This is a genomic window from Streptomyces flavidovirens DSM 40150 (assembly GCF_000429085.1).
GTDB classification, from domain to species: domain Bacteria; phylum Actinomycetota; class Actinomycetes; order Streptomycetales; family Streptomycetaceae; genus Streptomyces; species Streptomyces flavidovirens.
Genome location: NZ_AUBE01000013.1, coordinates 1 through 21,428, shown reverse-complemented (window position 1 = coordinate 21,428; position 21,428 = coordinate 1). Strand labels below are relative to the sequence as shown.

Sequence of the window (21,428 nt, the reverse complement as noted above, 5' to 3'; positions counted from 1 at the left end):
AAAGGGGGGATTACGCCGCCCCGAATGGGTGCCGGGCTGCCTATCGTGCACTCGCCACCCCCCGAGACACCTTCCCAGGGAGACTTCCATGCCCGCACCGAGACGCCGTTCCGTACTCCTCGCCGCCGGGGTTGCCACCGCCGCCGTCGCCGCAACCTCTGGCGCTGCCGCCGAGCCACGGCGGCGCAAGGGGCCAGTGGTTATCGGACACCGGGGCGCGGCCGGGTGGCGGCCCGAGCACACCGTCGCCTCGTACACCCATGCCGTCCAGGCCGGCGCCGACTGGATCGAGCCCGATCTCGTACCGACCAAGGACCATGTCCTCGTCGTGCGGCACGAGAACGAGATCTCCGGGACGACGGACGTCGGGAAGCATCCGGAATTCGTGTCTCGGCGTACGACTAAGACCGTGGACGGCCGGTCCGTGAGCGGGTGGTTCACGGAGGACTTCACGCTCGCCGAGCTGAAGACGCTGCGCGCCGTCGAGCGGCTGCCGCTGGTCCGGAACAGGAACACCGTCTTCGACGGCCGTCTGGAGGTCATGACGTTCCAGGAAGTCGTGGACCTGGCACTGAAGCTGTCCAAGCGGTACGGGCGCACGATCACCGTGTTCCCGGAGACGAAGCATCCGACCTACTTCCGTTCGATCGGCCTGCCCCTCGAACCGGCGCTCGTCGAAGTCGTCCGGCGCAACCGGCTCCGGCCGGACGAGTGCGTCGTTCAGTCCTTCGAGCCGTCGAGCCTGACCGGGTTCGCGGAGGCGCGGCTGCGGCTGCCGCTGTGGCAGGCGCTGGGGACCAAGGGCGGGCCGTACGGCCACCCGGTGACGTACAAGGAGATGATGACGCCGGCCGGCCTGGCCCGGATCGCGGAGTACGCCGACTGGATCGGACCGGACAAGTCGTCGGTCGTGGCGCCCTCTTCGCTGCTCGGGGACGCGCACGCGGCGGGGCTGAAGGTCGGGGCGTACACCTTCCGCTGCGAGAACCAGTTCCTGCCCGCGCAGTTCCGGCGCGGCACCGCGCCCAACGACTTCGGTGACGCGTTCGCGGAGTACTCCCTGCACTACGGGATGGGTGTCGACGCGGTGGTGACCGACTTCCCCGATCTGGCGGTCATGGCGAGGGACGCGGCCGAGTCCTAGGACCAGCGGACGACCGAGGGCTGATCAACTCCGGACCCTCCTGCTGCTAATCTGCACTTGCATATCGGTCGCAATAAGCAGTCGGAGGGCTCGGACATGGCCATTTACACACTTCCTGAACTTCCGTACGACTACGCGGCGCTCGAGCCTGTCATCAACCCGCAGATCATCGAGCTGCACCACGACAAGCACCACGCGGCCTACGTGAAGGGCGCGAACGACACTCTTGAGCAGCTCGAAGAGGCGCGCGACAAGGAGTCGTGGGGAGCGATCAACGGGCTGGAGAAGAACCTCGCGTTCCATCTCTCCGGTCACATCCTGCACTCCATTTACTGGCACAACATGTCCGGCGACGGCGGCGGCGAGCCGCTGGCCGCGGACGGCGTCGGCGAGCTCGCGGACGCGATCGCCGAGTCCTTCGGCTCCTTCGCCAAGTTCAAGGCCCAGCTGACCAAGGCGTCCGCGACGACCCAGGGTTCGGGCTGGGGCGTTCTGGCGTACGAGCCGCTCAGCGGGCGTCTGATCGTCGAGCAGGTCTACGACCACCAGGGCAATGTCGGCCAGGGCTCGGTCCCGATCCTGGTCTTCGACGCCTGGGAGCACGCCTTCTACCTTCAGTACAAGAACCAGAAGGTGGACTTCATCGAGGCGATGTGGAAGGTCGTCAACTGGCAGGACGTGTCGAAGCGTTACGCCGCCGCGAAGGACCGTGCGAACAACCTGCTGCTGGCGCCGTAAACAGGCACTCCATGACGTCCTGCTCGTGATCGTCTTCTCAACCTTCACTTGCAGGCGGAAAAACGGCCGGCCCCCGCGAGGACGTGACTCGCGGGGGCCGGCTGCGTGCTGAATCAGTCGAAAATCGGGCCCTGTGTGCGTGTGCGCTTGATTTCGTAGAAGCCGGGGATCGACGCCACCATCAGCGTGCCGTCCCACAGGCGTGCCGCCTCTTCGCCCTTCGGGGCCGGGGTGACCACCGGGCCGAAGAAGGCGATCTCCTCGCCGTTCGCGCCGGGGACGGAGATCACCGGAGTGCCCACCTCCTGGCCGACCTTGTCGATGCCCACCTTGTGCGACGCGCGCACCTCGGCGTCGTACGTGTCCTTGTCGGCGTACTCGATCAGGTCCGCCGGAAGGCCGGCGTCCGCCAGTGCGCCCTCTATGGCCTCCAGGGTCGGGCCCTCGCCCTTGTTGTGGAAGCGCGTGCCGAGCGCCGTGTACAGCTTGCCGACCACCTCGTCGCCATGCAGCTGCTGGGCCGCCGTGACCACACGCACGGGACGCCAGCCCTTGGGGCCGAGCAGCTCGCGGTACTGCTCCGGCAGCTCGTCGAGCTTGTCCTCGTTCAGTACGGCCAGGCTCATGACGTGCCAGCGGACCTCGACATCACGGACCTTCTGCACCTCCAGCATCCAGCGGGACGTCATCCAGGCCCACGGGCACAGCGGGTCGAACCAGAAATCCGCCGTGGTCCTGCCGTTCTCGGCGTTCTCGGGCATGTCTCTCCTCACATAGCAAAATGCCAATGGCGCGCAACCTGACCGTGGCAACACCACCGGCCGCCGGAGGCATTCCCACGCTCCCCCGGTCAGCGCCGCGTGCGAGGATCGGGAGGTTGTGACGAGACACGAAGGAGTGCCCGTGCCCGGTGAGAATCTGTCCCGCGACGAGGCCCGCGAGCGGGCCGAGCTGCTGTCCGTCGAGGGGTACGAAGTGGCCCTCGACCTGCGATCAGCGGTCGGCGAGGCCGGGGACAGCAGCGGGGAGAGCTCCCCGGACAGCGGGCCGCGTACGTTCCGTTCGGTGACCACCATTCGGTTCCGGTGCGCCCGGCCCGGCGCCGGTACCTTCGCCGACCTGCTCGCGCCCTCCGTGACGACCGTCACCCTCAACGGTGAGGCGCTGGACCCCGGCGTCGTCTTCGACGGCAAGCGGGTCGCGCTGGCCGGGCTGCGCGAGGAGAACGTCCTGGTCGTGGACGCGCAGTGCGCGTACAGCCGCACCGGCGAAGGCATGCACCGCTTCGTCGATCCGGAGGACGGCGAGGTCTATCTCTACACGCAGTACGAGCCCGCCGACGCGCGCCGCGTCTTCGCCAACTTCGAGCAGCCGGATCTCAAAGCGCCCTTCCGGTTCGAGGTGATGGCTCCCGACGGGTGGACCGTGTGGAGCAACGGCGTGGGGGAGGTGACGGACGAGGGTGTGTGGCGGTTCGCGGAGACCAAGCCGATCTCGACCTACATCACCGCCTTCGTCGCCGGTCCGTATCACTACGAGAGCGATCTCTACCGGCGGACGCTCAGCGACGGTACGGAGATCGAGATCCCGCTCGGCGCCATGTGCCGCAAGGGCCTCGCCCGGCACTTCGACGCGGACGACATCTTCACCGTCACCAAGCAGGGCCTCGACTTCTTCCACGACAACTTCGACTTCCCGTACCCCTTCGGGAAGTACGACCAGGCCTTCGTGCCCGAGTACAACATCGGCGCCATGGAGAACCCCGGCTGTGTGACCTTCCGCGAGGAGTACGTCTTCCGCGGGAAGGTGACTCGGGCGTCGTACGAGCGGCGGGCGAACGTCATCCTGCACGAGATGGCGCACATGTGGTTCGGGGATCTCGTCACCATGCGGTGGTGGGACGAGCTGTGGCTCAAGGAGTCCTTCGCCGACTTCATGGGGTCGTACTCGATGGTGGAGGCCACCCGCTTCAGCAACGGCTGGATCACCTTCGCCAACAACCGGAAGTCGTGGGCGTACCGCGCCGACCAGCTTCCCTCGACGCACCCGATCACGGCCGACATCCATGACCTGGAGGACGCGAAGCTCAACTTCGACGGGATCACGTACGCCAAGGGCGCGTCCGTGCTGAAGCAGCTCGTCGCGTACGTCGGCAAGGACGCCTTCATGGAAGGCGCCCGGCGGTACTTCAAGCGCCACGCGTACGGGAACACCCGGCTGGAGGACCTGCTCGCCGTGCTGGAGGAGACCTCGGGGCGCGATCTGGCGTCCTGGACGCGGGCGTGGCTGCAGACGGCGGGGGTCAACACCCTCACGCCGCAGGTGGTTTACGACGCCGCCGGCCGGATCACCGAGCTGGCGGTGTTCCAGGAGAGCGCCGCATCGCATCCTGAGCTGCTGCGGCCGCACCGGGTGGCTGTCGGGCTGTACCGGCGCGAGGAGGCGGGCGGCTCGCTCGTGCGGTACGCGCGGGCGGAGGTGGACGTCGACGGGCCGCGTACGGTCGTGGCGGAGCTCGCGGGCAGCGAGAGGCCGGATCTGGTGCTCGTCAATGACGACGACCTGACGTACTGCAAGATCCGTTTCGACGCGGAGTCGCTGGGGACCCTGCGTGCTCACCTCGGCGATGTGAGTGACCCGCTGGCGCGGGCGCTGTGCTGGTCCGCGCTGTGGAACCTGACGCGCGACGCCCTGATGCCGGCGCGGGACTTCGTGGATCTGGTGCTGAGGTTCGCGGGGCGTGAGAGCGACATCGGCGTGCTCCAGATGCTCCACGCGTGGACGCGGTCCGCGCTCACGCACTACGCGGCTCCCGAGTGGCGCGAGGAGGGCGGGTGGGCGCTCGCGGAGGGTGCGCTGCGGGAACTGCGGATCGCGGATCCGGGCAGTGAGCACCAGCTCACGTGGGCGCGGTTCTTCGCGGCTACGGCCTGCCGGGAGGCGGACTTCCAGTTGTTGGAAGGGCTGCTGGAGGGCACCGCCAAGATCGACGGACTTGAGGTGGACCAGGAGCTGCGCTGGGCGTTCCTCGGGCCGCTCGCTTCACACGGCGTCGCGGACGAGAAGGTGATCAACGCGGAGCTGGCGCGGGACGACACGGCGTCCGGGAAGCGGCACCAGGTGCGGTGCCTCGCGTCGCGGCCTTCGGCTGCGGTCAAGGCGCAGGCGTGGGCGGCTGTCGTGGAGTCCGACTCGCTGTCGAACGCGCTCGTCGTGGCCACGATTGATGGGTTTGTGCAGCCCGGTCAGCGGGAGTTGCTCGCTCCTTACGCGGAGAAGTACTTCGCCGCGATCGAGCGGGTGTGGGCCGAGCGGTCCATCCAGATCGGGATGGACGTGGTGTCGGGGCTGTTCCCCGGCCTCCAGGACAGCCAGGGCACGCTGGACGCCACGGACGCGTGGCTGGCCGCTCACGCGGACGCGGCGCCGGCGCTGCGGCGGCTGGTGCTCGAGGCGCGGGACGACCTGGCGCGGGCGCTGCGGGGCCAGGCGTGCGACCGGGGCGCGGTGGGGTGACTGGCTGAGGGGCCGTGGCCTGGAGTGTTCGTCCGTTCGGCGGGTGGGGTTTCGGCAATCGAACGGCCGTACTTTAGTGCAGGGTTGTCCTGAATTGTCGACGGATGTGTAACAGCGGTTAGGGAGTGGGGGGTCGGCGGGAAGCTCCTGGGACATGACCCACAACACCCCGGTTTCCCCCCGCCCCCTCAGCCACCTCACCGACGCCCAGTGGCGCGTGCTGTCCGCAGCGCAGTTGCGCGAGCACGGCGTGTCCGCCGCCCGGGCCGCCGCGCAGTGCCGCCCCGGCGGGCCCTGGCAGCAGATCCTGCCCGGCGTCTACGTGCTGCACCCGGGCCCGCCCACCAGCGAGGAGCGGCTGCACGCCGCCCTGCTGTACGCGGGGCGGCCCATCGGGTCCGTCGCGAGCCCGGTGGTTCCTGCGCAGGTCAGGGCGGAGGGGCAAGCAGGCTCGTACGGTGACGTCGTGATCACCGGGCTGGCCGCGCTCGCCCTGCACCGCCTCTCCTCCGCTCCCCCGCTGATCTCCCTCGACCGGATCGATGTGCTCGTGCCGCGCACCAGACGGCTGCGGTCCACCGGGTGCGCGCGGCTGATCCGGGTGCATGCCATGCCCCAGCTCCAGGAGATCGGCGGCCTGCCCGTCGCCCCGGTCGCCCGCGCCCTCGCCGACGCCGTCGCTCACCTCAGCGACGCCGATGCCGTACGCCGGCTGCTCACCGAGGCGGTGCGCGGTTCGCACTGCGAGCCGGCCGCCGTGGTGCGTGAGTTGACGCTCGCGCGGCTGCTGTCGCGGCCGCACGTCGTCGACGCCGTCGACTCACTGCTCGCCGAGGGGCGCGCCATCGCGGAGAACCGGCTGTACGAGATGGTGCGGCAGTACGGGCTGCCCGACCCGCTCTGGAACGTCGATCTGCGGCTGCCCGGCGGGCCCCACCTCGGCGGCGTCGACGTCTACTGGCCCGAGCAGGCCGTGGCCGTGGAGCTGGACACCAGGGCGCCACGGCAGGACGAGGACGCCACGGGGTCTGCCCTGCCCGAGCGAAGCCGAGAGCTTGGGGAATGGTCGGAGTACGCCCGCAAGCGCGAACACCTGGAGCGGCTGGGGATCACCGTCGTACACATCACGCCGAAGAAGCTGCGGGAAGCGATGGAGCAGCAGGCGACCGTCGTACGGACCGCTCTGATGGCGTCCTCGGACCGGGAGCCGGCCGCCTATGTGGTGGTGCTGCCGCGTTAGGGCCGTCAGCGCTTCTTCACCAGGAGCTCCGTGTTCCGGGCGTCCGCCGGGCCCGCCAGGGTCTGCCGGGCGCCCGGCGTGTTGAGGGACAGTTCGCGGTAGAGCGCTGCCAGGCCCGTCTGGGAGAGGTCGGTGTAGTCCGTGCTGTGCGGGGCGGCGGACTCGATCAGCGTGGTGAAGAGGGAGAGCGTGCCGTCGTGGTTGTCGGTGAGCTCGATGATGCGGGCGAGCTGGGGGAACTCGACGTGCGAGGCGGTGGAGATCTCCCAGAAGGTGCCGTGCGCGAGGATTACGTTGCGGTGGCTGTGTCCGTTGATCCAGGCGATGACGTTGCGGTTGCGCTTGAGGAGTGCGACGAGCTTGTCGCCGCCGCCGTCGTCGAACGTCCAGCTGTTGTGGTGGCTGAAAACGATGACGTGGTCGTCCCGGTGGGCGAGCAGCGTGCGGGTCAGCCAGTCCAGTTGGGCCTTGTCGATCGAGCCCGCGAAGTGGCCGCCCCGGTCGGTCGTGTCGAGGCTGATGCCGAGTACGCCGTCGGAGACGCGGAAGGAGTAGTAGAGGTTCCCGGTGTCGGCGTTCTCGCGGGTGTAGCCGTGGCCCGCCGGGCCCGCGCCCGCGTACGCGGGGTCGAGGTGTGCTTCGACGTACTCGCGCGGCGTGAAGGGGGCGCGGGTGGGGTCCGGCGTGACGCGGCGCATGCGGCGGGTCTCGCGGCGCAGGAGATCGGTGAAGTAGGTGCCGCGCGGGTCGTTGCCCTTCTTGAGTACGGCTTCGAGCGCGCTTGCCTCGCTCACCGGGAGCGACATCAGTTTCCGGCCGCCGACCGCGAAGTCGGCGAGGAAACCGGACGCGTTGCCGTTGGCGAAGCAGCCGCTGGGCAGGTCGTCGTGGTTGCCGACGGTGGAGTACCAGGGGAGGCTCAGGCCCGGACTGGTCACCGGGCGCCGCGCGGCGGCGAGGTAACCCTCCAGGCGGGGGTAGCCGCGCTTCTTGTCGGCGTCGCGCAGGGCGCCGTCCGGGTGCCAGTACAGGGGCAGGCCGGAGTCCTGGACGCCTTCGTAGCGGGCGGGGTCGCCGGTGTTGGGCGTGATACGGCCGCCGCTCATGGTGCGCAGGAACCAGTCGAGTTCGGCCTTGCAGTTGTTGTCCGTGTTGTCACCGGTCGTCATCACGAAGCCGAGGTCCGCCCCGGTGACCGGCCCGGCGCGCAGCGCGTTGACGCGCTCGACGAGCGAGATCGCCCCGTGCACGGTGAGGGCCTCCTGCGGGCGCCAGGCGCCGACCGCCTGGGCGCGCAGGTATTCGGTACGGACGGGGTGCTGTACGTCGGTGAGGTGCATGTCGGTGAGCTGCACGAAGGAGGCGAGGGCGGTACGCCGCTCCTCGCGCCCGGAGCGGGCGGCGGCGAGCTGGGTGCGTACGACGCGCTTCCAGCCGGGGCCGGTGCCCAGGCGGCGGTAGCCGGAGAGGGAGCCGCGCGGGGTGGCGACCGTACGGAGCGTCGTGGCGGTCCAGGGCGCGATGCGGACCGGGGCCTTGGCGGCGGAGGGTGACGCTCCGGGGGCGGCGAGGCCGGCGGGGGCGGGCGGGACGGCGGCGGCCCGGGCGCCGTGCTGGGCCGCGTGGTCCGGGCGGAGCGCGAGCCCGACGCCGGCGGAGATGCCGACCGCTCCGGTCGCGGCGAGGAAGGAACGTCGGTCGAGGGCGGCTTCGGCTGCGGAGCGTAGGCGTGACATGGCGCGGTCTCCCCGGTGTGCGGTCGCATCTGCCGGGCAGGGGGTGGACCGCCGGCGTGACCCAGTGGAACCCCTTGCCCCACTGGATCGTTGACACCGGGAATGGCCTGCGCGTTAACGGCTCCGCAACGCGCAACGCCGATCAACGAACAGGGATCACTGCCGGGTGCGGCTGGGCGTGTGCGGGTGACGCTGTTCCGACCCCCCTCACGTTCCCGGAACCGCCACGCGCCCCGTCGCCGGCTTTGTCCGCCACAGCTCTATTCCCGTGTCCACCAGTTCGACGTGGTCGAGGCGGGGCACGTCGTCCAGGGGGTGCCAGGCCGCCAGGTCGGTGGAGCCCGTGGTCTCGTGGCGGAGTTCGCCCCCGGTGATCTCGCCCTCGTACACGAGCCGCAGGCCCTGGAAGTCGGCGAACGCGCCGAGCCGGCGCGGGTAGCGCCGGGTGATGGAGTGGACGCCGAGCAGCCGGACCGGCTCGACGGCGTAACCCGTCTCCTCCGCCACCTCGCGGATCACCGTGTCGTACGGGTCCTCGCCGTGGTCCATGCCGCCGCCCGGCAGCGTCCACCGCTTCGCGCCGCCGGGCGCCACCCAGCGGGCCAGGAGCACCCGGCCGTCCCGCACGCACACGGCGTAGGCCGCCACCCTGAGCTCTCGGTTCATTGGGCGAGGTTACGGGGCGGGGCCGACAAGGCGCCCGGTATCTGGTGATTCGGCCCCGGTGGCGCATACCGCGCGGTGGCGGATGTGTGCCATGGCCGTATTACGACAGGGGCAACTCTCCCCAAACAACCCTCACTTAGGCGAGGCTGAGCGGTCATCCGGCACCGTATTCCGGACGACCTACCGGACGACTCCTTCTTTCACATACAGGGAAGCCCATGACCCTCGAATCATCCGGCTCCATACCCGGCGCGAGACCCGCGGCCCGCATAGCGCTCGCCGCCGGTCTGGTCGCCGCGCTGTGTGCGGCGGCACCCGTCCCCGCCCTGGCGGCCGGCGCCGACGACCCCCGGTCCACGGCGCCCGCGCCCAAGTCCGCCGCCGCGAAGCTCGGTTCCGCCGATGCGGAGCTGCTCGCGGAGGCGCAGGCCGAGGGCGCGAAGAGCGTCACGCTGATGGTCGCCACCGCGCCCGGCGCCACCGAGCAGGTCGCGCAGCAGCTCGACTCCGTACAGGGCGGCGTGGTCGGCCGTACGGACGACAAGCTCGGTTACGTACGGGCCACCCTGCCCACCGGCAAGGCGGACGCGGCCATCAAGGCCGCCACGAAGCTTTCCTCCGTCCACGGCATCGACCTCAAGCAGGAGATCCTGCTGGACGACCCGACGCCGGGAGCCGACCGCGGCAAGGGTGCGGACGCCACCGCCGAGGGCACGTACTCCGGCCCCGGAAAGCGGACGCCCGCGAAGAACCCGTACAACCCGTCCTTCGAGACGGGCGCCGTGGAGTTCGTGGAGGACCACCCCAGGGCCGACGGCCGGGGGGTCACCATCGGCATCCTCGACTCGGGTGTGGACCTCGGCCACCCCGCGCTCCAGAAGACCACCACCGGCGAGCGCAAGATCGTGGACTGGGTGACGGCCACCGACCCGGTCGCGGACGGCGACGGCACCTGGCTGCGGATGAACGGCGCCGTGACCGGCCCGGTGTTCACCGCCGGCAGCCGTACGTACTCGGCGCCCGCGGGCTCGTACATGTTCCGCAACTTCGCCGAAGCCGCCACCAAGGGTGGCGACATGAACGGCGACCTCAACCGCGACGGTGACACCACCGACGTCTGGGGCGTGCTGTACGACGCCGCCTCCGGCACGATCCGCGTCGACCTCGACGACGACGCCGACTTCGGCGACGAGGAGGCGATGAAGCCGTACAAGGACAAGCACCAGATCCGGTACTTCGGCAAGGACGACCCGGCAACCGAGGTCGTCGAGCAGATCCCGTTCGTCGCCGAGGTCCGCAAGGACGTCGTCCACAACGCAGCCGGCGCGAAGTCCGACTACGTCAACATCGGCGTCATCGAGGGCTCGCACGGCACGCACGTCGCCGGCATCACCGCCGCCAACAGCCTCTTCGGCGGCCGGATGAACGGCGCCGCCCCCGGCGCCAAGCTGGTCTCCTCGCGCGCCTGCACCTGGAGCGGCGGCTGCACCAACGTCGCGCTCACGGAGGGCATGATCGACCTCGTCACCAAGCGCGGTGTCGACATCGTCAACATGTCGATCGGCGGCCTGCCCGCGCTGAACGACGGCAACAACGCGCGCGCCCAGCTCTACACGCGCCTCATCGACACGTACGGCGTCCAGCTGGTCGTCTCGGCCGGCAACAGCGGTCCGGGCACGAACACCATCGGTGACCCGGCCCTGGCCGACAAGGTCATCTCGGTCGGCGCGTCCATTTCCAAGGAGACCTGGGCCGCCAACTACGGCTCGTCCGTGAAGAAGCGGTACGCCATGTTGCCGTTCTCCTCCCGAGGCCCGCGCGAGGACGGCGGCTTCGCGCCGACCATCTCCGCGCCCGGCGCGTCCATCAACACCACCCAGACCTGGGCGCCCGGCGGCCCGGTCGCCGAGGCCGGCTACCAGCTCCCGGCCGGCTACTCGATGCTGCAGGGCACCTCGATGGCCTCACCGCAGGCGGCGGGCGCGAGCGCGCTGCTGCTCTCGGCCGCCAAGCAGAAGAAGATCGACCTGACGCCGGTCGAGCTGCGCACCGCGCTGACGAGCACCGCCAAGCGCATCAGCGGCACGCAGGCGCACGAGCAGGGCTCCGGTCTGATCGACATCGTGGAGGCCTGGGACGCGATCAGGGACGGCGCGACCGCGCACGACTACGCGGTGAAGGCCCCGGTCGACACCGCGATCGACTACGCGCTCAAGACGCCGGGCTTCGGCACGGGCCTCTACGACCGCGAAGGCGGCCTCAAGGCCGGGCAGAAGAAGACGTACGACGTGACCATCACGCGTACCAGCGGCCCGGACCGTGCGATCGAGCACGAGCTGGACTGGAAGTACAACGACGGCACGTTCCGCCTCCTCGGTGACGACGAGGTCGACCTGCCGCTGAACCAGCCGGTCACCGTCAAGGTGCAGGCCAGGCCCGGTTCCGCCGGTGTCCACAGCGCCGCCCTCGAGGTGGACGACGAGCGCACCGAGGGCGTCGACAAGCAGATCCTCGCGACCGTGGTCGTGTCCAAGGACCTGGTGAAGCCCGCGTACACGTTCTCGGACTCCGGTTCGGTGCAGCGCAACAGCACCAAGTCGTACTTCATCAACGTCCCTGAGGGCGCGAAGTCCCTGGAGGTCGCGCTCGGCGGGCTGGGCAAGGGCAGCCAGACCCGCTTCATCGGCATCCACCCGTACGGGCTCCCGGTCGACTCCACCTCGTCGATCGTCTGCTACCCGAACTACACGAACCCGGCCAACACCTGCCGCCCCGACCTGCGTTCGTACCCGAACCCGCAGGCCGGTGTCTGGGAGGTCGAGGTCGAGTCGCGCCGTACGTCGCCGCTCCTCGACAACCCGTACACGCTGGACGTCGCGGTGCTCGGCGCCACCTTCGCCCCGGCCGTGCAGACCATCCCCGAGGCCAAGGTCGGCTCTCCGGCCGCGGTGGACTGGAAGGTCACCAACGGCTTCGCCACGCTGGACGGCAAGCTGAAGGCCGGCTCGCTCGGCTCGTCGAAGGACGCCCGTCCGTCGATCAAGGACGGGGAGCAGCAGGAGTCCACGCTCACCATCGGTGAGGGCGTGGAGCGTCTCGACATCGTGATCGGCAAGGTCTCCGACACCTCCGCCGACCTGGACCTGTCGGTCTACCGGGGCAACACGCTGGTCGGCCAGGCCGCCGACGGCGACTCGGAGGAGGCCGTCAGTCTCGTCAAGCCCGCCGCCGGTACGTACAGGATCGTTGTCGACGGCTACTCGGTCCCGGCCGGGACCACGGCGTACGACTACCGCGATGTGTACTTCGCGCCGTCGCTCGGCCGGGTCACGGTCGACGAATCGCAGGTCGTGAAGCTGGCCAACGGTGCTTCGGCGCAGGTCAAGGCCGATGTGGTGGTGGCGGGCGCGGCTCCCGAGGGGCGGAAGTTCTTCGGCGAGGTGCAGCTGGTGAACGCGCGCGGTACGGTCGCGGGCTCCGGCAGCGCGCAGATCGAGAAGGTCACGCCGTAACACCGTTCGCAGGGAAGTGAGTTACGGAGGAGGGGCGGGCGCCCGCACAGGCGCCCGCCCCTTCGCGTGATGCGGCCCGCGCATCGACAACGCCGTCGGCTGGTGCCTGCGGCTGGGCCCTGCGGCTGGGCCCTGCGGCTGCTCCCCACGGCTGCTGCCGCGGACCAGGCTCCGGCGCTCGGCGGGACCGTCCGCTGCGGCGGATCTCCAGCCCCCGCGCCGCACCCGTTCCCAGGCGGCTTTCCGCAGATCAGGACGGGTGGCGAGCGGGGTCTGGAGATCCGGTGACGGCCCGGACGGCGGTGACGATGGTCACGCCGTCCAGAGACCGGACAATGGATTGGACAAGGCGGCCGGGGACAGACGCATTATGGACAGCACCAGGTCAAGCCCGCAGCAGCACGTTCGCACGCACCAAGGAGTCCTCGTGAGGGTCGGAATCGTCGGAGCCACAGGTCAGGTCGGCACAGTCATGCGCAGGATTCTGGCCGAGCGCGAGTTCCCGGCCGACGAGCTGCGCCTCTTCGCCTCCGCCCGTTCCGCGGGCTCCACGATCGAGTGGCAGGGCAAGGACATCACCGTCGAGGACGCGTCGACGGCCGACTACTCCGGCCTGGACATCGTGCTCTTCTCCGCCGGTGGCGCGACCTCCAAGGCGCTGGCCGAGAAGGTCGCCTCGCAGGGCGCCGTCGTGATCGACAACTCCTCCGCCTGGCGCCGCGACCCCGAGGTGCCGCTGGTGGTCTCCGAGGTCAACCCGCACGCGGTGGCCAACCGCCCCAAGGGCATCATCGCCAACCCGAACTGCACCACGATGGCCGCGATGCCCGTCCTCAAGCCGCTGCACGCCGAGGCCGGCCTCACCGCGATGGTCGCCACCACCTACCAGGCCGTGTCCGGCTCGGGTCTGGCCGGTGTCGCCGAGCTCGACGGCCAGGTCAAGAAGGTCGTGGACCACGCCGCCGACCTCACCCACAGCGGGGACGCCGTGGACTTCCCCGAGCCCGGCGTCTACAAGCGCCCCATCGCCTTCAACGTGCTGCCGCTGGCCGGCTCCATCGTCGACGACGGCTCCTTCGAGACCGACGAGGAGCAGAAGCTCCGCAACGAGTCCCGCAAGATCCTGGAGACCCCCGAGCTCAAGGTCTCCGGCACCTGCGTGCGCGTCCCGGTGTTCTCCGGCCACTCGCTCCAGGTCAACGTCCGTTTCGAGCGTCCGCTGAGCGTGGAGCGCGCCACCGAGCTGCTCGCCGGGGCGCCGGGCGTCGCCCTGTCCGAGATCCCGACGCCGCTCCAGGCCGCCGGCCAGGACGTGTCGTACGTCGGCCGCATCCGCCGGGACGAGACCGCCGAGAACGGCCTGTCGCTGTTCCTGTCCGGCGACAACCTCCGCAAGGGCGCGGCGCTCAACGCCGTGCAGATCGCGGAGCTGGTGGCGGCCGAGCTCAAGGCCTGACCTTTTCAGCACTTTCAGCACTTTCAGCACATTCGGTGCTTTCGGCACTTTCGGTGCTTTCGGCGGGGCGGGGCTCTTCGGAGCTCCGCCCCGCTGTCGTACGCGTACGCGTACGCCCCGTCACGACCGCCACTGTCCCCACCAGCGCCAGCGCGCCGCCGAGCCACAGCGGCCCCGGAACGCCGTAGCGGTCGGCGGCCCGGCCGCCGAGCAGCGCCCCGAGCGCGATGGCGGCGTTGAAGACCCCGGCGAAGAGCGCCGAGGCCGCCTCCTGCCGCGCCGGTGCGGCTGCCATGAGCCAGTTCTGCGCGCTGACCGACACCCCGCCGTACGCCAGGCCCCACACCACGAGCAGCGCCGCCGCGGCCACGGCCGAGGCGCCGCCCACCCCGCCCGTCAGCAGGACCGTGGCACCGAGCACCGCCGAGATCACCAGGAGTGTGCGGCGCGGATCGCGGGCGGCGGCCGCGCCGCCGAGGAAGTTCCCGGCGATGCCCGCGGTCCCGTACACCAGCAGCAGCCCGCTCACCAGGCCCGCGCCGATGTCCGGCACGCGCTCCAGGGCCGGACGTACATACGTGTACGCCGCGAAGTGCCCGGTCACCAGGGCCAGCACCACCAGCAGTCCGGCCCGCACCTGCGGCACCCGCAGCAGTCCCGCCACTTCCCGGAGCCCGACGGCGCCCCGCGCGGGCAGGGGCGGCAGCAGCACGCCGAGCAGGACCGCCACCAGCAGCGAGAAGAGGCCCATGGCGGCGAACGCCCAGCGCCACCCCGCCAGTTCGCCCATCAGCGTCCCGGCGGGTACCCCGGCCACGGACGCCACCGCGATGCCGCTGAAGATCACCGCGGTGGCCCGACCGACACCCTCCTCGCGCACCAGCCGCACGGCGAGACCCGCCGCGACGGCCCACACCCCGCCGATGCACACCCCGACCAGCGCCCGTGCGCCCAGCAGCACCCCGAAACCGGGCGCGAGCGCGGACAGCGTGTTCGCGGCGGCGAGCAGCACCATCAGCCCGCACAGCACGAGCCGCCGGTCCGCACGCCGCACGCCGACGGGCAGCAGGGGCGCGGCGAGCGCCGCGACCAGGCCGGGCAGGGTGACGGTCAGCCCGGCCGTGCCGTCGGACGTACCGAGGCCGGCGCCGAGGGAGGTGAGGAGGCCGACCGGCAGCATCTCGGTCGTGACGACGGCGAAGGTCGCGGCGGCAACGGCGAACACGGCGGGCGGCAACGCGGCCCGTTCGCGGGCCCGTTCGCGGGGCAGTTCGCGGGGCAGTTCGCGGGGCAGTTCATGGGGTAGGCCATGGGGCAGTTCACGGTTCCTGTGCATGCCGTCCAGCCTCTTGCGCGCCCCGGCCGGGAACAACGGTGGAGTTCTCATCCTTCTATGAGCCGGACTCATCGATCAGGGGGCGTGTGTGGCGGGGCTGGAGATCCGTGAACTCGAAAGCTTTCTGGCGCTCGCCGAGGAGCTGCATTTCGGCCGCGCGGGCGAGCGGCTGTACGTGTCGCAGAGCCGCGTCAGCCAGCTCCTGCGCGCCCTGGAGAGCCGCATCGGCGCCCGCCTCGTCGATCGCACGAGCCGCCGGGTGCGCCTGACCCCGGCGGGTGAACGGTTCCTGGCCGACCTGCGCCCGGCGTACGAGACCCTCCGTACGGCCGTCGAGGTCGCCCGCTCCGAGGCGCGCGGCGTCGACGGCCGTCTGCGCCTGGGCTTCCAGGGCACGGCGGACGCCCCTGTGATGGGGGCGATCACCGCCTTTCAGGACCGGCATCCCGGTTGCGTGACGGAGATCGCGGAGATCCCCCTCTCCGATCCCTTCGGGGCGGTACAGCGCGGTGAGGTGGACGCGGCGATCGTGCTGCTGCCAGTGGCGGAGCCGGATCTGACCCTGGGCCCGGTCTTCTCCAGGCAGCGGCAGACGGTCGCCTTCTCGGTACGTCACCCCTACGCCGCCAGCGCCTCCCTCACGGCCGCCGAGGTCGCCACCGTCCCGCTCATCACGGCATCACCCCCCGCCCCCGCCTACTGGCGCGAGGCGCACGCCCCTTCTTCCGCTCCCGCCCCGTCGGTCACGACGCTCCAGGAGGGCCTGACCCTGGTCGCGGCCGGGCGCGGCGCGATGCTGCTGTGCCGGCCGACGGCGGAGTATCACGGCCGCAAGGACGTCGTCTTCGTACCGGTGGACGGTCTGCCGGACTCCGTACTCGGCATGGTGTGGCACCGCGACGGCGAGACGGAGCGGGTACGGGCGTTCGCGAGAGCGGTCTCGGACGCGGACGCGGACGCCCAGTGAGGCCGGCCGTCAGAGCGCCAGGTGCCGACGCAAGGCCGCGTCGAGCTCAGCCACACGCTGAGCAGGCACCGTACCGATACGGTGCAGCACCCGTTCCACGGCGACCGCGCGGACCTGTTCGCACTGAGCCTTCGAGTCCTTTGCGAGATGGCACTCGTCGGCGGGCAGGAAAACTTGAAAGGGGAAAACGCGGGAGGTGTTCGACGTCAACGGCACGACGGTGATCACACCTCTCCCCGTGCGCTGGACGGACTGGTTGGCTGCATCGTTCGACACGATCACCGAGGGGCGAGCCTTGTTCACCTCGCTGCCGCGCACCGGCTCGTAGTCAATCAGGTAGATGTCACCTCTGCGCATCGGTCAGCCCGTCCCCGGTCGTCCGGTCCCAGAAGGCCGCGTCCTCGCTCGCGTCCCACTCTTGGAACGCAGCCCCGTAGTCCTCCTCCAGCTGGGAGGCGCGCAGCATCTCGATCGCAGCGTGTATCACCGCGGAGCGGGACTCCGCCTCCGTTTTGGCTGCGTACGCGTCAACGAAGGTCACATCCTCCTGCGGCAGACTCACACTAATCTTCATACCCGCAATGCTACCGAGGTATGACTACCCCTGCCACCCGAACCCTGTCGCGCTCGGCGCTCGGCGCTCTGCGGCGGCAGTGCCCTGATCGATTACTGCGGGCGGCCGGCACGGGTGACATGGAAGGATGACGGAAAACGACACATACCGAGGAGATGACCGGGTGCCTGGCACGAACCTGACCCGCGAAGAGGCCCAGCAGCGGGCGAGCCTGCTCACTGTTGACGCGTATGAGATCGAGCTCGACCTGAGCGGCGCGCAGGAGGGCGGCACCTACAGGTCCGTGACCACCGTGCGTTTCGAGTGCGCCGAGGCCGGGGCGCAGACGTTCATCGACCTGGTGGCGCCCGCCGTGCACCAGGTCGTACTGAACGGGAAGTCGCTCGACGTCGCAGCGGTCTTCCGCGATTCACGTATCACCCTCAAGCACCTCGAAGCCGGTCAGAACAACCTGAAGGTCGTCGCCGACTGCGCGTACACGAACACGGGTGAGGGCCTGCACCGCTTCGTCGACCCGGTCGACCAGCAGGCGTACCTCTACACCCAGTTCGAGGTGCCGGACGCGCGGCGCGTCTTCGCGTCGTTCGAGCAGCCGGACCTGAAGGCGACCTTCCAGTTCACGGTGAAGGCGCCGTCCGGCTGGACGGTGATCTCGAACTCCCCGACTCCGTCCCCGGCGCCGAAGGACGACATCTGGGTCTTCGAGCCGACGCCGCGCATCTCGACGTACATCACCGCGCTGATCGTCGGCCCGTACCACTCGGTCCACAGCTCGTACGAGAACGCGAACGGGCAGAGTGTGCCGCTCGGCATCTACTGCCGCCCGTCGCTGGCCGAGTTCCTGGACGCGGACGCGATCTTCGACGTGACGCGGCAGGGCTTCGACTGGTTCCAGGAGAAGTTCGACTACGCGTACCCCTTCGCGAAGTACGACCAGCTCTTCGTGCCGGAGTTCAACGCGGGCGCGATGGAGAACGCGGGCGCGGTCACCATCCGCGACCAGTACATCTTCCGCTCCAGGACCACGGACGCGGCGTACGAGCGGCGTGCCGAGACCATCCTGCACGAGCTGGCGCACATGTGGTTCGGCGACCTGGTCACCATGGAGTGGTGGAACGACCTGTGGCTGAACGAGTCGTTCGCGACGTACACGTCGGTCGCCTGCCAGGCGCACGCGCCGGGCTCGAAGTGGCCGCACTCGTGGACGACGTTCGCGAACTCGGAGAAGACCTGGGCGTACCGCCAGGACCAGCTCCCCTCCACGCACCCGATCATGGCGGACATCCGTGACCTGGACGACGTGCTGGTCAACTTCGACGGCATCACGTACGCCAAGGGTGCGTCGGTGCTCAAGCAGCTCGTCGCGTACGTCGGCCAGGACGAGTTCTTCCGGGGCGTGCAGGCGTACTTCAAGGCGCACGCGTTCGGGAACACGCGCCTGTCCGACCTGCTCGGCGCGCTGGAGAAGACGTCCGGCCGCGACCTGAAGACGTGGTCGAAGGCGTGGCTGGAGACGGCCGGCATCAACATCCTGCGCCCGGAGATCGAGACGGACGCGGACGGCAACGTCACGTCGTTCGCGGTGCGGCAGGAGGCCCCGGCGCTGCCGGCCGGCGCGAAGGGCACCTCCACCCTTCGTCCGCACCGGATCGCGGTCGGCTGCTACGACCTGGACGGCGCGGGCAAGCTGGTCCGTACGAACCGGATCGAGATGGACGTGGACGCGGCCGAGCTGACGGAGGTCCCCTTCCCGGCGAACACGCGCCGCCCGGCCGTGATCCTGTTGAACGACGACGACCTGTCGTACGCGAAGGTGCGCCTGGACGCGCAGTCGCTGGCGGTGGTCACCGCGCACATCGGTGACTTCACCGAGTCGCTGCCGCGCGCGCTGTGCTGGTCGGCCGCGTGGGACATGACGCGCGACGGTGAACTCGCCACCCGCGACTACCTCGCGCTGGTCCTGTCGGGCATCGCGAAGGAGTCGGACATCGGCGTCGTCCAGTCCCTCCACCGCCAGGTGAAGCTGGCCCTGGAGCTGTACGCGGCGCCGGACTGGCGCGAGACGGGCCTCGCACGGTGGACGGAGGCGACGCTGGAGCACCTGCGCGCCGCCGAGCCGGGCAGCGACCACCAGGTGGCGTGGGCGCGGGCGTTCGCGGCGACGGCCCGTACCGACGCCCAACTGGACGTGCTTCAGGGTCTGCTGGACGGCACGGAGACGGTGGAGGGGCTGGCCGTCGACACCGAGATGCGCTGGGCGTTCGTCGAGCGTCTCACGGCCACCGGGCGCGCGGACGAGAAGGTGATCGCGGCGGAGCTGGAGCGCGACAAGACGTCGGCGGGCGAGCTGCACGCGGCGTCGGCGCGGGCGGCGCGGCCGACGGCCGGGGCGAAGGCGGAGGCGTGGGCGTCGGTGATCGAGTCCGACAAGCTCCCGAACTCCACCCAGGAGGCGGTGATCAGCGGCTTCGTCCAGACCGACCCCGCTCAGCGTGAGCTGCTGGCGCCGTACACGGAGAAGTACTTCGCGGCGGTCAAGGGCGTGTGGGAGTCGCGCAGCCACGAGATGGCCCAGCAGATCGCCGTCGGCCTGTACCCGGCGGTCCAGGTCTCGCAGGCAACGCTGGACGCGACGGACGCGTGGCTGGAATCGGCGTCCCCGAACGCGGCGCTGCGCCGCCTGGTCCTGGAGTCCCGCGCGGGCATCGAGCGGGCACTGAGGGCACAGGCGGCGGATGCGGGGGCGGGGATGGCGGCGGGGCTGGCGGGGACGGCGGGCGCCTAGGCGCACCGCGGGGGGCTTGTGCCAGGGGGCCAAGTGCCAAGGCTCCCTGGCACAAGCCCCTGGCATCTTCCAGCCCCTCCGGCGTTTGAGGAGCGGGGTTTGAGGAGCGGGGTTTGGGGCAACGCCGCAGGCACCTTGTGTCGCATACGAGAGGGCGCCCCTGCGTACGCATACGCAGAGGCGCCCTGTCGCCCCCCCGGTTGAGCCCCCCGTTGAAGCCGCCCGACGGCCGGGGCGCTGTGCCGCTGCCGTCCGCCGGGCGGGGGTCTGTGGGCCGGGACCGCCGGCCAGGCCCTACGGGTGGCCGGAACTACTGACCGGCCGTGTCCTCGTAACGCCTGCGCAGTTCGGCCGCGCCCTGCTCCGTGAGCGCCCCGTGCAACCTCATCCGGGCGACGCCGCCGTCGGGGAAGGCGTCGAGGCGTACGTGGGTGGCGACAGCCTGGGCGGGGAGCTTGAAGCGGTGCAGCGTGTCGGGCTGGAGCTTGGTGCGCGGGAGGATCTCGAACCACTCGCCGGTCTCGCCGTTGCGCCCGCTCAGCGCGATCCAGCCGGCCGAGTTCCCCTTGAGGTACGCCGTGTCGATCTCGACGGCGCGGATGGCGCCCTGCGCGACGAGCCGGAAGCGCACCCAGTCGTTGGTGTCGCGGAAACGGCGGCGGCGGTTCTCCCATCCGTCGTCCATTTTGCGCGAGGTTCCCGGCAGGATGATCTGCGTCGGCGATGAGTAGAACTTGTCGGAAGCGTCTTCGTACACCCCTCCGTTGAGTACGGAGACGAGGTCGACGGTGCCAAGGAGGCCGAGCCACTCGGGGTCGGGCACGACTTCGCCGTGCACGCGGAGGCGGGCGACGCCGCCGTCGGGGTGCTGGCAGAGCCGGAGGTGGGTGAAGCGGCGCGCGCTGGTGATGTGGAACCCGTTGGCGGCGTGTCCGCGTACGGGGGTGGGCGGCACGAGTTCTTCCCACTTCACGTCGGCGTCGAGGAGTTGCTCGGCGCTCGGCGAACCCTCCACCGCGGCGGCCTGGATGCTCACACGCTGGGGGTAATTGCCGCGGAAGTGGGCGGTGTCGACGACGATGCCGCGGATGACGCCGGGGGCGCCGAGGCGGACGATGGCCCAGTCGTGGTCGTCGGGCGCCGGGAAGGGCTGCGACCCGTCGGCGCCGCGTCGGCGGCGGGTCTCCCAGCCGTCCATGATCTTGCCCTTGTGCCCGAAGTGCTCCGGGTCGAAGACCGCGCGCTCGCGGATGAGGAGATTCTCGCGCTCGGCGAAGAACTCGTCATTGGCCGCGATGACCCCGGCCCCGAGACGCCGGTCGGCCAGGTCGACGAGCTCGGTGAAGGGGAAGTCCCCACCCCGGTAATCGGCGTACGGGTCGCCTCCCCCGTAGGGGGCGGCGTCGTTGGCGTGCGGGTCTTCCGGGTGCGCTGCGGTCGTCGTCATGCACCGACTGTCACATCACGGGAATGGTCAGGTCCATCGAAAGTTTCTGGACAAGCTTTGAAGTGGATCTGAATGGTGGGAGGGGAGTGGGCGGGGGTGCGGGGTGCGGGGCTTCGACGGGCGCGGGGTGTTGGGGGCGGGGCGTTGACGACCCTGGGGCGGTGGTTGCGTCTGGGGTGGGGGCCGCCTGGAGTAAGTGTGGCGGCGGAGGCCCGGCCCTCAAGGGCGCTCCTACGTCGCGTCGCCTACGGCGATTCCGCTCCGCTCCACCCTTGACCGCCGAACCTCCGCCGCAATGCTTCTGGGGGGCG

Annotated in this window: 15 protein-coding genes; 8 read left to right on the top strand and 7 right to left on the bottom strand. The window is 70.4% G+C overall.

Going from position 1 to position 21,428, the window contains the following annotated elements; genetic code table 11:
- Positions 1-88 precede the first annotated feature (88 nt).
- Both G412_RS0118830 and G412_RS0118825 read left to right on the top strand, forming a co-directional pair.
- Positions 89-1,144 carry a glycerophosphodiester phosphodiesterase family protein gene (locus G412_RS0118830; RefSeq protein ID WP_028813424.1) on the top strand — a complete coding sequence of 352 codons (1,056 nt, stop codon included), beginning with the start codon at positions 89-91 and terminating at the stop codon, positions 1,142-1,144.
- 96 nt (positions 1,145-1,240) lie between these two features.
- Positions 1,241-1,882, top strand: coding sequence for a superoxide dismutase (locus G412_RS0118825; RefSeq protein ID WP_028813423.1), 642 nt, complete (start codon positions 1,241-1,243; stop codon positions 1,880-1,882).
- A gap of 113 nt (positions 1,883-1,995) precedes the next feature.
- Here the strand turns inward: G412_RS0118825 and G412_RS0118820 are convergent, their stop codons facing one another.
- A complete protein-coding gene (locus G412_RS0118820; protein WP_028813422.1) occupies positions 1,996-2,643 on the bottom strand; it encodes a DsbA family protein in 648 nt (215 codons plus the stop codon).
- A 142-nt stretch (positions 2,644-2,785) separates the two neighbouring features.
- Between G412_RS0118820 and pepN (G412_RS0118815) the strand changes: the two genes are divergently transcribed.
- Positions 2,786-5,398, top strand: coding sequence for an aminopeptidase N (pepN, locus tag G412_RS0118815; protein ID WP_028813421.1), 2,613 nt, complete (start codon positions 2,786-2,788; stop codon positions 5,396-5,398).
- Between the two features lie 154 nt (positions 5,399-5,552).
- Positions 5,553-6,638 (top strand): hypothetical protein, encoded by a 1,086-nt coding sequence (locus G412_RS0118810; protein ID WP_028813420.1) that lies wholly within the window; start codon positions 5,553-5,555, stop codon positions 6,636-6,638.
- Between the two features lie 5 nt (positions 6,639-6,643).
- Here the strand turns inward: G412_RS0118810 and G412_RS0118805 are convergent, their stop codons facing one another.
- Positions 6,644-8,374 (bottom strand): TIGR03767 family metallophosphoesterase, encoded by a 1,731-nt coding sequence (locus G412_RS0118805; RefSeq protein WP_028813419.1) that lies wholly within the window; start codon positions 8,372-8,374, stop codon positions 6,644-6,646.
- 207 nt (positions 8,375-8,581) lie between these two features.
- Positions 8,582-9,040, bottom strand: coding sequence for an NUDIX hydrolase (locus G412_RS0118800; RefSeq protein ID WP_028813418.1), 459 nt, complete (start codon positions 9,038-9,040; stop codon positions 8,582-8,584).
- A gap of 218 nt (positions 9,041-9,258) precedes the next feature.
- On the opposite strand from G412_RS0118800, the gene G412_RS0118795 reads away from it, so the two are divergent.
- Positions 9,259-12,552, top strand: a complete 3,294-nt coding sequence (locus G412_RS0118795) for a S8 family serine peptidase (RefSeq protein ID WP_028813417.1) — start codon at positions 9,259-9,261, stop codon at positions 12,550-12,552.
- 427 nt (positions 12,553-12,979) lie between these two features.
- On the top strand, positions 12,980-14,008 hold the full coding sequence (locus G412_RS0118790) for an aspartate-semialdehyde dehydrogenase (protein WP_028813416.1): 1,029 nt from the start codon (positions 12,980-12,982) through the stop codon (positions 14,006-14,008).
- On the opposite strand, the gene G412_RS35170 is transcribed toward G412_RS0118790, so the two are convergent.
- Complete coding sequence (locus G412_RS35170) at positions 13,998-15,344, bottom strand: MFS transporter (protein WP_078607161.1); 1,347 nt, start codon at positions 15,342-15,344, stop codon at positions 13,998-14,000. The two genes, G412_RS0118790 and G412_RS35170, sit on opposite strands and share 11 nt — an antisense overlap.
- Before the next feature lie 88 nt (positions 15,345-15,432).
- Here G412_RS35170 and G412_RS0118780 point away from each other — a divergent pair, with 88 nt between their 5' ends.
- The gene (locus G412_RS0118780; RefSeq protein WP_037649250.1) at positions 15,433-16,311 is read left to right on the top strand and encodes a LysR family transcriptional regulator; all 879 of its coding nucleotides are present in this window, start codon (positions 15,433-15,435) and stop codon (positions 16,309-16,311) included.
- Between the two features lie 9 nt (positions 16,312-16,320).
- On the opposite strand, the gene G412_RS0118775 is transcribed toward G412_RS0118780, so the two are convergent.
- Together G412_RS0118775 and G412_RS0118770 are read right to left on the bottom strand one after the other, a co-directional pair.
- Positions 16,321-16,668, bottom strand: coding sequence for a type II toxin-antitoxin system PemK/MazF family toxin (locus tag G412_RS0118775; protein WP_028813414.1), 348 nt, complete (start codon positions 16,666-16,668; stop codon positions 16,321-16,323).
- On the bottom strand, positions 16,655-16,885 hold the full coding sequence (locus tag G412_RS0118770; RefSeq protein ID WP_028813413.1) for a ribbon-helix-helix domain-containing protein: 231 nt from the start codon (positions 16,883-16,885) through the stop codon (positions 16,655-16,657). Before G412_RS0118770 ends, G412_RS0118775 begins: the two co-directional genes overlap by 14 nt.
- A 163-nt stretch (positions 16,886-17,048) precedes the next feature.
- Between G412_RS0118770 and pepN (G412_RS35165) the strand changes: the two genes are divergently transcribed.
- Complete coding sequence (gene pepN, locus G412_RS35165) at positions 17,049-19,670, top strand: aminopeptidase N (protein ID WP_051338474.1); 2,622 nt, start codon at positions 17,049-17,051, stop codon at positions 19,668-19,670.
- Positions 19,671-19,980: 310 nt separating this feature from the next.
- Here pepN (G412_RS35165) and alc read toward each other — a convergent pair whose 3' ends face one another.
- Positions 19,981-21,117: an allantoicase gene (gene alc / locus G412_RS0118760; protein ID WP_028813412.1), complete on the bottom strand. Its 1,137-nt coding sequence runs from the start codon at positions 21,115-21,117 to the stop codon at positions 19,981-19,983.
- Between the last annotated feature and the right edge of the window lie 311 nt (positions 21,118-21,428).